Genomic DNA, 13,077 nt, shown 5'->3' with positions numbered 1-13,077 from the left:
ATGCTAGTATAATACCCGAAACAAAAAGAAGCCTATAATATTTAAGAGGAAATATTCCAAAGAGTTTTATAATTTCTGGATCAACATTCCACTCGATCCCATAAAATAAACTAATAATATAATTCGTCAGTTCTCAGGTTTAAGAACCGTTGTGTAGCAAAAAAAGTACTAATCCATGTAATGAATACTCCAATCCCAAAAACACCTGCAAAAAGAATAACCAATAAAACCTTATCATCCAGTAAGGCAAGTTCAGGAAAAGTCTCATTAAGATAATACAGTACTATTCCAACGCCAACCAAGGCTACAATAGCGCCAACTATTCCTAGTTTAACACTTTTCCATACAAAAGGTTTACGTATAAACTTTTTTGTAGCGCCAACCATTTGCATGGTTTTAATAATAAATCGTTTAGAATATACCGATAAACGAATGGAGCTATTGATCAATAATACTGCGATAAAAGTAAAAACGCCACTAATTAGTAATACCCAGAAACTGATACGTTTGATATTATCATTAAGTAATGAAATCAATGGTTTATCATAGATAACTTCATCAACAAAATCTTTTTTAATAATAGATGCATTGATTTCTTCAATTTTTACCTGATCGACAAAATCAGCTTTTAAATACACATCAATAGAATTCTGAAGAGGGTTATATCCGAGAAAATCCATAAAATTTTCACCTATATCTTTGCTATGCTCTTCAGCAGCTTCATCCTTAGAAATAAAAGTAGTGGATTTAGTATATTCTGCCAGTGCCAAAGTTTTTTCCAATTGTTTAATTTCGATCTCTTTGGCAGTGTCTTTTAGGTAGATTGTAAGAGCAATTTTTTCTTTAAAATGATCCGCAACTTTTTTAGTGTTTAATACTAGTAATCCTAATAGTCCCAGTAAAAATAATACCAATGAGATACTAATTACTACAGAAAAATAAGAAGAAATTAGTCGTCGTTTTTGATATTTTTCAAAGGATGAACTCATAGATAATCTGATTTTATGGTAAAAATAATAAACTTAACTAACTTTGGTGTACAAATAACGGATTCTTAGAGTCAATTATTTTGGGGTGTAGAACCATTATAATGTAAATGAATCGTTGTTTTAGTATCTAAAAACGAAACAATTTAACGTATATATACGATGCACACAGTCATTATAGGAGTAGGGGGAGTAGGAGGATATTTTGGAGGAAAAATAGCTCATTCAGGTCAGAAAGTAACTCTTGTTGCCAGAGGAAAACACCTCAAAGCTATTCGACAAAACGGATTACAGGTAAAAAGTATTGATGGAGATTTTGTAACCCACCCGTTTATGGTAACAGATACTATTGATGTAGTAGAAAAAGCAGATCTAGTACTAATCTGTACAAAATCGTGGCAAGTTCCTGAAGTCGCAGCATTAATAAAACCCATTTTAAAAGAAGATACTATCGTTATACCATTACAAAACGGTGCTGATAATGCAGAAAAAGTCCGTGCCGTAGTAGACCCAAGACATGTAGTAGGAGGATTATGTAAAATTTATAGCAAAATAGAAGCCCCAGGTATCATTTTACACTTTGGACATCCACCCGAAATCATTTTTGGAGAATTAGATGGTAGTACAACCAAGCGGTTGAATAGAATACAACAACTGTTCGATACTGCAGGATTTAAAAATACCATCTCAGCAAATATAGAAGTCGCCATCTGGAGCAAATTCATGTTTATTGCTACAGTAAGTGGGTTAGGAGCATTAACCAGAGCTACTATAGGCGAAATGTATGAGAACAAAGAAACCCATCATATCTTAAAAGAAACTGCAACCGAAATTTATAACGTAGGGATTGCCAAAGGAGTTTTGTTTCCAAAAGATATAGTAGAACAAATCATAGCTTTTATAGGAAAACAACCCTATGATTCTACCGCCTCCACCCAGCGCGATATCATAGAAGGAAGACCATCAGAACTAGAGAATTTTAATGGCTTTATTGTTACAGAAGGAAAGAAATTAGGGATTGCAACACCAACAAATAAATTTATTTATAGCTGTTTATTACCAATGGAAGAGAAGGCAAGAAAATAAACCATTAAGGTTTCCATAAGCTTTATGGTTTTAGTAAATTTGCGGTCTTAATTTCAGAATGATGAGCTACGATTTTAATTCTATTGAAGCCAAATGGCAAAAATATTGGGCAGAAAAAGGCACTTTTAAAGCTGAAAACACCAGCGAAAAACCTAAATATTATGTATTAGATATGTTTCCGTACCCATCAGGTGCAGGATTACATGTTGGGCATCCGCTAGGATATATAGCTAGCGATATCTATGCAAGATACAAACGTCATAAAGGATTTAATGTATTACATCCGCAAGGATATGATTCTTTTGGCTTGCCAGCAGAACAATATGCCATACAAACAGGGCAACACCCAGCCATCACTACCAAAGAAAATATCGCTCGATATCGAGAGCAATTAGATACAATAGGATTCTCTTTTGATTGGAGTAGAGAAGTCAAAACTAGTGACCCTAAGTTTTATAAATGGACACAATGGATTTTTATCGAATTATTTAATTCATGGTACGATAAAAACGAAGATACAGCAAAAGCAATCACTGATTTAGAAACTATTTTTGCGTTAGAAGGAAACACAACAGTAAACGCTGTTTCTGATGAAGATATAGTACCATTCACAGCAGAAGAATGGAATAATTTTACTACTAAAGAAAAAGAAGCAATATTGCTTAAATACAGATTAACCTATCTTGCAGAAACCGAAGTAAACTGGTGCCCGCAATTAGGAACAGTATTAGCAAATGATGAAATTGTAAACGGAGTTTCTGAGCGTGGAGGATACCCTGTAATTCGCAAAAAAATGACACAGTGGAGTATGCGAATCTCTGCCTATGCAGAGCGATTACTGCAAGGGTTACAAACCATAGATTGGACAGATTCTCTAAAAGAATCACAGCGCAACTGGATCGGAAAATCAGTAGGAGCTAGCGTAACCTTTAATGTCCAAGATCATGATGAGGTAATCGAAGTCTTTACCACACGACCAGATACTATTTTTGGAGTTACCTTTATGACATTAGCTCCCGAGCACGAATTGGTGCAAAAAATAACTACTTCAGCTCAGAAATCAGCCATAGAAGAATATATCGAAGCTACCGCAAAACGTAGTGAACGAGAACGTATGGCTGATGTAAAAACCATAAGCGGAGTATTCACAGGAGCCTATGCAGAGCACCCATTTACCAAAGAACCTGTGCCAATCTGGATTGGAGATTATGTATTAGCAGGATATGGTACCGGAGCAGTAATGGCAGTACCATGTGGAGACCAGAGAGATTATGACTTTGCAAAACACTTTGATATTCCCATTATCAACATTTTTGAAGGAGTAGATATCTCAGAAGAAGCCTTTGCAGATAAAGAAAAAACCATAATTGCTAATTCTGATTTCTTAAACGGATTAAAGTATAAAAAAGCGACCAAAACCGCTATTTATGAGTTAGAAAAAATTAATCAAGGACAAGGTAAAACCAATTACAGATTACGAGATGCAGTATTTAGTCGTCAGCGATATTGGGGAGAACCATTCCCAGTATATTATGTAGACGGGATGCCACAGATGATTGATATAGCACATTTACCAATAACACTACCCGAAGTAGAAAAATATTTACCAACCGAAACAGGAGAACCACCATTAGGGCGTGCCGATATGTGGGCGTGGGACACCGAAGAAAATAAAGTAGTATCTAATGATAAAATTGATCATAAGACAATCTTTCCTTTAGAACTAAATACCATGCCAGGGTGGGCAGGAAGCTCTTGGTATCTATTTAGATATATGGATGCTGATAATGATACAGAATTTGCTTCTAAAGAAGCATTGCAATATTGGCAAAATGTAGATCTATATATAGGAGGAAATGAACATGCAACAGGGCATTTATTATACTCTCGTTTCTGGACAAAATTCTTAAAAGATAGAAAATACTTATCCGTAGAAGAACCGTTTAAAAAACTCATCAACCAAGGGATGATTTTAGGAACTAGTGCTATAGTGTATAGAATTAGTGGATCTAATAGATATGTTTCTAAAGCATTAAAAGATCAGTATGAAACAGAAGAACTTCGTGTAGACGTAAGTTTAATTAATAACTCGGATGAATTAGATACAGAAGCTTTAAAAAGCTGGCAGCCACAATTTAATACAGCCGAATTCGAACTAGAAGAAGGTAAGTATATTGTTGGGCGAGAAGTAGAAAAAATGTCAAAACGATGGTATAATGTAGTAAATCCAGATGGTATATGTGAGCAATATGGAGCAGACAGTTTACGACTATACGAAATGTTTCTTGGTCCATTAGAGCAAGCCAAACCTTGGAATACTGCAGGGATCACAGGCGTGCATTCTTTTCTTAAAAAATTATGGAAACTATACCATGATGGAGAAAACTTTAGTGTATCCGATATAAAACCTACCAAAGAAAATTTAAAAACACTACATAAAACCATAAAAAAAGTAGAAGAAGATATCGAGAATTTCTCGTTTAACACTTCAGTAAGTACGTTTATGATTGCAGTAAATGAGTTAACAGCTCAGAAGTGTAGCTCTAGAGAAATTTTAGAATTATTAGTAGTATTAATTTCACCATATGCGCCACATATCGCAGAAGAATTATGGAATAAACTAGGACATAAGGAATCTGTTTCTACAGTAAGTTTTCCTGTATTCGAAGAAAAACACTTAGTAGAAAGTGCCAAGCAATACCCTATTTCTTTTAATGGTAAAACACGTTTTACGCTAGAGCTATCTTTAGAGTTAAGTAAAGAAGAAATAGAAAAAACAGTTATGGCACACGAAAAAACACAACAACAGCTTAATGGTAGAGAGCCGAAAAAAATAATTGTAGTACCCGGTAAAATTGTGAACATAGTAGGGTAGATAAATTAGTAGCTGTAAAGAATGTAATTTTTTATAAATTAAACCATACCCAGTGGTATTTAGATGGAAAAAACTTGTAATCTCGATATAATATAAAAGAGAGATTTCAATAGAAAAAAAATAAAGCATTCTAAAAGAATGCTTTATTTTTTGGAGTGCAGAGAAACAATGTCGGAGTGCTGAGAAATTTTCAAGAAAATTCCTACGATATTCGCCTATTTCACTATAAAAATTAACAAATATTTTTCTGATTCTATTTTTTTATAACAGTTCAATTATCAATTGAATATTTTAATGGCGTATTTATTGTTTTTTTTCATAAAAAAAATTATTTTCGACCCAAAAAATAAGAATATGATAATAGGTGTTCCTAAAGAGATCAAAAATAACGAGAATAGAGTAGGAGTAACCCCTGCCGGAACAATGGAACTCGTTAGCAATGGGCATACTGTTTTTATACAACAGAGTGCAGGTCTTCAAAGTGGTTTTGGAGATGAAGAATATATTAATGCAGGTGCTAAAATTTTACCTACAATAGAAGAAGTATATAGTACTGCAGAAATGATTATCAAAGTAAAAGAGCCTATTGAGCCAGAATATACGTTGATCAAAAAAGATCAGTTGGTATTTACATATTTTCATTTTGCATCAGGAGAAGCATTAACGAATGCTATGATTGCAAGTGAATCTGTTTGTGTTTCTTATGAAACTGTTGAAGATCCAGATCGTAGCTTACCCCTATTAACTCCCATGAGTGAAGTTGCAGGGCGTATGTCGATTCAACAAGGAGCTAAATTTTTGGAAAAACCATTAAAAGGAAGAGGAGTTCTTCTAGGTGGCGTCCCTGGAGTTCCACCAGCAAAAGTAGTAGTATTGGGAGGTGGTGTAGTAGGAACCCAAGCTGCAAAAATGGCTGCAGGAATGGGAGCTGATGTAACAATTCTGGATATTAGTATGAAAAGATTGCGATATTTAGATGATGTAATGGCAGCTAATGTAAAGACTGAATACTCTAATGAGTATAATATCAGAAAACATATAAAAGATGCTGATTTAATTATCGGAGGAGTGTTAATACCAGGTGCAAAAGCACCAAAATTAATCACTAGAGATATGCTTAAAGATATGCGCCCAGGAACTGTTATAGTAGATGTAGCAGTAGATCAGGGAGGTTGTTTTGAAACTACAAAACCAACAACACATCAAGATCCTGTCTATATTATTGATGATATCGTACATTATTCTGTGGCAAATATGCCAGGAGCAGTGCCATACACATCAACCTTAGCGTTAACTAATGTTACGCTGCCATATGCTGTGCAATTAGCAAATAAAGGTTGGAAAAAGGCTTGTGCAGAAAACCTATCACTTCAAAAAGGATTAAATGTAATTAATGGAGATGTTGTATATCCTGCAATATCAGAAGCGTTTGATCTTCCTTTAAAAGATGTAAATGAATATTTGAATTAAACTCGATTTATTGGCTAACTCAAGTTTATTTGATCAAAAACCTTGCTATTATGGCGAGGTTTTTGTGTTTTAAAATAGTAACTTTAATGCATCGATATACTATAATGAGTATATAAAGTAGGTTTAATAAAATAAAAAAGTATATAGTTATGATGGGATATTATATTATTGCAGGAGTCATTTTTTTGGTGAGTTCATATGTAAGTAATAAGCTCAAAAGTAAATTTAAAAAATATTCAAAAATTACTTTACAAAACGGAATGAGTGGCGCAGAGATTGCGACTAAAATGTTAGCAGATAAAGGAATACGTGATGTAAAAGTTGTTTCTACCCCAGGGATGCTTACAGATCATTATAACCCAGCAAATAAAACAGTAAATCTAAGTGAAGGAGTTTATAACCAACGTAATGCCGCCGCCGCCGCGGTTGCTGCTCATGAGTGTGGTCATGCAGTACAACATGCCACCGCATATAACTGGTTAACAATGCGATCTAAGATTGTACCAGTTGTAGGAATAGCAGGTAAATTCTCTAATTATGTGATTATGGGGGGACTTGTTCTTTCTGCATCGGGGATGGTTTTTGGAAGAATGGTTTTTTTGGTAGGGATCATTTTATTTGCAATAACAACACTGTTTGCATTCATAACATTGCCTGTAGAATATGATGCTAGTAATAGAGCATTGGCATGGTTAGAAAATAATAATATGGTTACTGCTCAAGAACATGCAGGTGCAAAAGATGCACTAAAATGGGCTGCACGTACTTATGTGGTCGCAGCTTTAGGTTCCTTGGCAACACTACTATATTTTATTTCTATTTTTATGGGGAGAAGAAATCGATGACCCTTTAACGTTACGGTAGGATAAAACCAGAAGAAACGTTATATTTTAATCTGTCGATCTATTTGCTGATCTAATGAAATAAAGGTCTCTGTTCTAGAAACACCCTCTATAACCTGAATGTTTTTATTTAATACATTCATTAGATGCTCATTATCTTTACATAATATTTTGATGAAAATAGACCAATTCCCCGTAGTGTAATGACATTCGATAACTTCAGGGATATCCCGTAATTGATTTACAGCTCTAGGATTGCTAACAGCTTTATCTAAATACACACCTACAAATGCCATTGTTTTATACCCTAATACTTTTGGATCAATAATAAATTTTGATCCAACGATAAGCCCAGAAGCCTCAAGCTTGCGAAGCCTTTGGTGAATAGCAGCTCCTGAGATTCCTATTTTTCTGGCGATCTCTAGAATAGGTCTTCTGGCATCTTCTATCAGATTCCGTAAAATATCTTTATCAATACCATCAATTTTTAGATTATTAGTTGTGCTTTTCATAAGAGTAGAGTTACAATTGTGAACTAAAAATACAATTAATGGTTTACTATTGAAATAATAATATTGTTTTTTGATTTAAAATGTAAATAATAGCATAGAAGTTTTTGTAATAGATGTATAATCCTTTGATGTTGTGGTAGCGATGATATTTTATCCTTTTACACCATCAGGATTATACCCCAGATAGTCGCACTCTTTTTCATTAAAAACGATCCCATATTCTTCGAGTTCTTTTAATATGGGATTATAGACTTCTTCTTGGATAGGGATTTGAACTCCTGTTAATGTAATTTGCTTGTTTAAGATGCGCAAAGCTGCGATTGCTACAGGTAGTCCTACGGTTCTAGCCATAGCCGTATATGTCTGATCTTTTCCGATACTAACCATTGTTGCATCTATTTGCTTGTATTGACCATTAAGCTCATACCCAAACTTATGATACATTACAATCATATCTTTATCTCCTTTGTCTAGAGACCATTTATCCATTAATATTTTCTGAAGAATTTGCGCAGGTGTGGCATTAGGGATCCCAATTTTTTTATCAGGGTTAAAAAGATCAAGCTCTAAAAGCTTATCCCACATGATATCATCCTGATCAATCTTTAGATAATGGCGAAGTTTAAGTTCTACAGAATCAGAAGGTGAATAAGCAAGAAAAGAATTTGTAAAATCACGATAACTCATATGTTCTGAATTTGCTATAGTATAATCATCCGCAGTCATACCTAGCTGCACAAAAGTGTTCCACGCTCTAGAAAAACCTACCCTTCTGATTGTTCCTCGATATAAGGTTAGGATGTCTTCTAATCCATAAATACTTTGATATTTTAAAGAGTTTCGATTTGCATAGGCTTCAAAACGACCATGATTTTCTACTTCAAGAAACTCTGTTCTTCTAAATAGCTTATGATAAGGAATGTATTTATAAGTACCTTCCTGTAAAAATTCTGCCGCTCCACCTTGCCCTGCAATAACAACATTGCGGGGGTTCCAAGTAAACTTATAATTCCATAGATTAGTGTCACTTTCAGGAGCTATTAAGCCACCAGTAAAGGATTCAAATAAAATTATTTTCCCTCCTTGGTTTCGTATACGATCTATAACTTGCATTGCACTCATATGGTCAATACCAGGATCTACACCGATTTCATTCATAAAAACAAGTCCTTTTTCACGAACCTTATTATCTAGTTCTTGCATTTCTGGACTAACATAAGATGCAGTAACCATCGATTTTCCATACTTCAAACAATCTTTGGCTACTTCGATATGAAATCGTGCAGGGAGCATTGATACTACAATGTCTGCATCCTGAATGGCTTTTTCTCTAGAATTTTGATTAAAAACATCTAAAAGAACTGCTTTTGTATTCGGATGGTTTCCGGCTAGACTGGTAGCATTTTTAATAGAAATGTCACCAATAGTAATATGTAAATTCTCTGAGATAGATTTATCTTGAAAATATTTAATTAAAACAGCAGTAGATTTACCTGCGCCAATAACTAAGATCTTTCGCATATCTGTGTGGATATTTTAATAACTTTGATACGAATGTAGTGAATACCCTAAAAAACAAGTGCTCAATTATTAGAGATTCATTATATTTTTCTTAAATATATGTCTAAATTATAAAGTTTAATAGTTATTATAGTCAATTATGGATAAAACATCTATAAATAAAACAATTTTGATTACAGGTGCTGTTCTGGGTTTGCTAGCAGTGCTTTTAGGAGCATTTGGAGCTCATGGATTACAAAAATTTGTAGATTCTAGAAGCATTGCTTCTTTTACTACCGGAGTGAGATATCAAATGTATCATGCTATTATTTGTGTTATTTTGGGGAATATGTCTGTTTTGCAAGATGTTATAAAAAAACGTATTTTTTATTTTTTTATAGGGGGAATAACCCTTTTTTCAGGATCAATATATCTTTTAGTAATAGACGAAATTATAGGAGTTTCTTTGTCAAGTATTGGTTTTGTTACTCCTTTAGGAGGTTTTCTATTAATATTGGGATGGATTTTCTTTTTAATTTCATTACTAAAGATTAAGTGATTTTTTGTCGGTTAGTGTAATTATTATTTATAGTTTTGCATGTACATAACAAACACAACATAATTTTTATGGAACGACTGTACCCAATTACGAAAACGTTTTCGTTAAAGCACTACGGTATTGAAAATGCTACAATGCGCTACCAATTATCTCCTGAAGATCTTCAGGAAGAAATAGTGCAAAAAAAACAAGGAAAAATTACAAAATCAGGCGCTCTGGCAATTAATACTGGGGAATTTACAGGTCGCTCTCCAATGGATCGTTTTATTGTTAAAGATGATATCACCAAAGACAAAGTTTGGTGGGGAAACATTAACATTCCTTTTGAACAAGATGCATTTGATGCATTGTATGATAAAGTGACGAAGTATCTTTCTGGGAAAGAGATATTTGTAAGAGATAGTTACGCATGTGCAGATCCAGAATACAGACTGAATATACGAGTGATTAATGAATATCCTTGGTCTAATATGTTTGCCTACAATATGTTTTTAAGGCCAACAAATGAAGAGTTGAAAGATTTTGACCCAGAATGGACAATTATCAATGCACCAGGTTTTATGGCAGATGCTTCTGTTGATGGGACACGTCAGCATAATTTTGCGATTTTAAATTTTTCTAAAAAAATAGCACTTATTGGAGGAACCGGTTATACAGGAGAGATCAAAAAAGGTATTTTTTCGGCATTAAATTTTATTTTGCCTGTTTATAAAGATTCACTTCCTATGCATTGTTCTGCCAATGTAGGAAAAGACGGAGATACGGCTATATTTTTTGGGCTTTCGGGTACAGGAAAAACAACACTATCAACAGATCCTAACCGTAAGTTAATAGGGGATGATGAACATGGATGGACCAAAGAAAATACAATATTTAATTTTGAAGGAGGGTGCTATGCAAAAGTAATAGATCTTTCGTCAGAAAAAGAACCAGAAATATATGGGGCTATCAAAAAAGGAGCAATTTTAGAAAATGTGATAATTGGTGATAATGCCGAGGTTGATTTTGCAGATACATCGATTACTCAAAATACTAGAGTTAGTTACCCTATTCATCATATAGAAAATATTCAAGAGCCCTCAGTGGGAAAAAATCCAAAGAATATATTCTTTTTAACAGCTGATGCTTTTGGTGTGATCCCTCCAATTTCTAAGTTAACACCAAGCCAAGCTGCATACCATTTTATATCCGGATATACTGCTAAAGTTGCAGGAACAGAAGCTGGTGTTGTAGAGCCTACACCTTCTTTTTCTGCTTGTTTTGGAGCTCCTTTTATGCCATTACATCCTGCTAAATATGCTGAGATGCTAATTAAAAAAATGAATGATACTGGAGTGAATGTTTGGTTGGTTAATACTGGGTGGTCTGGTGGATCTTATGGAGTAGGAACTAGAATGAAATTAGAATATACTCGTGCCATGATTAATGCGGTATTAGATGGACACTTAGGATCGTATTCTTATGACAAATACCATATACATTCTGTGTTTGGAGTAGCACAACCTAGAGAATGTCCTGGTGTTCCTACAAGTGTTTTAAGTCCTAGGGCGACTTGGAATGATGATGAAGCATATTACAAGACTGCATTTAAACTAACAAATGCTTTTAGAGAGAATTTTAAAAAATTCGAAGCTTATGCTAATGAAGAAATTAGAAGAGGAGGACCTCAGCGATATTCTTTTTAGTAAATAGGAGACTATAGTATAATATGTAAAAAGCTCTGAAACGTAGTTTCAGAGCTTTTTTTAGTGTTACTTCCTTTAGTTGTTTATAAAATAAAGGAAATTACTTTTTATTAGCCTCTTTAATGTATTTTTGAAGTGCCATCGTCATTGATGGAGTTTCTGGAGTAGGGGCTTGTATGTTTACGGTTAAATCATGCTCTTTAGCAGCTTTAACAGTTGAGTTTCCAAAAACAGCAATCCTAGTATTGTTTTGTTTAAAATCAGGAAAATTCTCAAAAAGAGATTGTATTCCGGACGGACTAAAAAAGACTAAGATGTCATAAAAAACATCTCTTAAATCAGAAAGGTCGCTCACTACTGTTTTGTAAAAAACCGCTTGCTTCCATTCTACTTTTAGGCTATCTAATGTTTCAGGGATTTCTGGCTTTAATTTGTCAGATGATGGTAATAAGAATTTTTCATTCTTATATTTTTTGATTAAAGGAGATAATTCCTGAAAAGTACGTTTTCCAACATATATTTTTCTTTTTCGATACACAACATATTTTTGTAAATAATATGCTACTGCCTCACTTTGACAAAAATATTTAAGTGAGTCAGGTACTTTGTAGCGCATCTCATCTGCTATTCTGAAGAAATGATCAACAGAATTACGACTAGTAAGAATAATAGCCGTGTAGTTTGATAAATCTACTTTTTGTAATCTTACTTCCTTTGCGTCAACTCCTTCTACATGAATGAAGGGGATAAAGTCTATTTTTACTTTTTCCTTTTCTTCTAAATCAAAATAAGGTGAATTTTCCACTTTAGGCTCCGGCTGTGAAACCAAAATTGTTTTCACTTTCATATATTTTCTTTCTTTTTGTAAAGATCCTACTAATTAACCAATAAGCTTATATAGTATAAAATAGGGTGCGATTTCAAGTGTGCAAAGATACAAAATAAAATAAAACAACTGGTTTAAAATAATATTTTCATTTTTTTTATAAAAAGAAAAGAGTGTAATTATATTTACCAGAATTAGTAAAATAATCAGTACAATAAACAAAATTCTGGAAGGTTGTAATGTGTATATACATATAATATTAATAGGCAATAGTAGTACTCCCATAAAATTACGGTAAGAAACTTTATGAAATAAATAGTCATCAATTACCGAATCTATAGAAAATATAGTTGCTATAATTTTTTCTATAAGTAATTTACAAATGATAATAACAGTATATATAATCGAAATTTTAAAATATAATGTTAATTCGTCTGATGTAACTTGCCATTTAAAAACATCAAAGCAGAGGTATAAAAATAATGATATCGAAATTATCTGAAATAAAAGTAAGATAGAGTTAAATAAAGAAGATAATTTATTCGACTTTTGGTGAGATAAAATATACTTACTATTGCTAAAAAGCATTATAAAATCCGTAAAGCGTAATGCATTTACTTTTTTAGCAATGACAAGTAATATTAGGCACACAATAATGATAGCAGTAAGCCAATTTGTAGATGTTATTTCTCGTAAAATGAATTCCATATCTTGTTGGGGTTAAAATTACAATCAA

At 33.3% G+C, this 13,077-nt stretch carries 11 protein-coding genes; 6 read left to right on the top strand and 5 right to left on the bottom strand.

The annotated features are described in order from the left end of the window. Positions 1 to 110: 110 nt before the first annotated feature. Positions 111 to 989: a cell division protein FtsX gene (locus N456_RS10865; protein WP_062056788.1), complete on the bottom strand. Its 879-nt coding sequence runs from the start codon at positions 987 to 989 to the stop codon at positions 111 to 113. A gap of 159 nt (positions 990 to 1,148) precedes the next feature. Between N456_RS10865 and N456_RS10860 the strand changes: the two genes are divergently transcribed. From N456_RS10860 to N456_RS10845, 4 genes are all read left to right on the top strand, one after another. After that, positions 1,149 to 2,072: a ketopantoate reductase family protein gene (locus N456_RS10860; RefSeq protein ID WP_062056786.1), complete on the top strand. Its 924-nt coding sequence runs from the start codon at positions 1,149 to 1,151 to the stop codon at positions 2,070 to 2,072. 61 nt (positions 2,073 to 2,133) lie between these two features. Then, positions 2,134 to 4,947: a leucine--tRNA ligase gene (gene leuS / locus N456_RS10855; RefSeq protein WP_062056784.1), complete on the top strand. Its 2,814-nt coding sequence runs from the start codon at positions 2,134 to 2,136 to the stop codon at positions 4,945 to 4,947. A 354-nt stretch (positions 4,948 to 5,301) separates the two neighbouring features. Further along, on the top strand, positions 5,302 to 6,417 hold the full coding sequence (gene ald, locus N456_RS10850) for an alanine dehydrogenase (RefSeq protein ID WP_062057480.1): 1,116 nt from the start codon (positions 5,302 to 5,304) through the stop codon (positions 6,415 to 6,417). Positions 6,418 to 6,566: 149 nt separating this feature from the next. Next, positions 6,567 to 7,262: a zinc metallopeptidase gene (locus N456_RS10845; RefSeq protein ID WP_062056782.1), complete on the top strand. Its 696-nt coding sequence runs from the start codon at positions 6,567 to 6,569 to the stop codon at positions 7,260 to 7,262. Positions 7,263 to 7,300: 38 nt separating this feature from the next. Here the strand turns inward: N456_RS10845 and N456_RS10840 are convergent, their stop codons facing one another. Together N456_RS10840 and N456_RS10835 are read right to left on the bottom strand one after the other, a co-directional pair. Continuing rightward, positions 7,301 to 7,771 (bottom strand): Lrp/AsnC ligand binding domain-containing protein, encoded by a 471-nt coding sequence (locus N456_RS10840; protein WP_062056779.1) that lies wholly within the window; start codon positions 7,769 to 7,771, stop codon positions 7,301 to 7,303. A 150-nt stretch (positions 7,772 to 7,921) separates the two neighbouring features. Further along, positions 7,922 to 9,292 (bottom strand): saccharopine dehydrogenase family protein, encoded by a 1,371-nt coding sequence (locus N456_RS10835; protein WP_062056777.1) that lies wholly within the window; start codon positions 9,290 to 9,292, stop codon positions 7,922 to 7,924. Between the two features lie 139 nt (positions 9,293 to 9,431). Here N456_RS10835 and N456_RS10830 point away from each other — a divergent pair, with 139 nt between their 5' ends. Together N456_RS10830 and pckA are read left to right on the top strand one after the other, a co-directional pair. Beyond that, positions 9,432 to 9,830, top strand: coding sequence for a DUF423 domain-containing protein (locus N456_RS10830; RefSeq protein ID WP_240315514.1), 399 nt, complete (start codon positions 9,432 to 9,434; stop codon positions 9,828 to 9,830). A 68-nt stretch (positions 9,831 to 9,898) separates the two neighbouring features. Next, a complete protein-coding gene (gene pckA / locus N456_RS10825) occupies positions 9,899 to 11,515 on the top strand; it encodes a phosphoenolpyruvate carboxykinase (ATP) (RefSeq protein ID WP_062056775.1) in 1,617 nt (538 codons plus the stop codon). 100 nt (positions 11,516 to 11,615) lie between these two features. Here the strand turns inward: pckA and N456_RS10820 are convergent, their stop codons facing one another. Beyond that, positions 11,616 to 12,362 (bottom strand): uroporphyrinogen-III synthase, encoded by a 747-nt coding sequence (locus tag N456_RS10820; protein ID WP_062056773.1) that lies wholly within the window; start codon positions 12,360 to 12,362, stop codon positions 11,616 to 11,618. A gap of 33 nt (positions 12,363 to 12,395) precedes the next feature. Next, the gene (locus tag N456_RS10815) at positions 12,396 to 13,049 is read right to left on the bottom strand and encodes a DUF4271 domain-containing protein (RefSeq protein WP_062056771.1); all 654 of its coding nucleotides are present in this window, start codon (positions 13,047 to 13,049) and stop codon (positions 12,396 to 12,398) included. Between the last annotated feature and the right edge of the window lie 28 nt (positions 13,050 to 13,077).

It is taken from the genome of Aquimarina longa SW024, from assembly GCF_001401755.1.
In the GTDB taxonomy this organism is placed as follows: Bacteria; Bacteroidota; Bacteroidia; order Flavobacteriales; family Flavobacteriaceae; genus Aquimarina; species Aquimarina longa.
The sequence above is the reverse complement of the archived record's forward strand: the minus strand, read 5'-3'. Positions and strand labels throughout refer to the sequence as shown.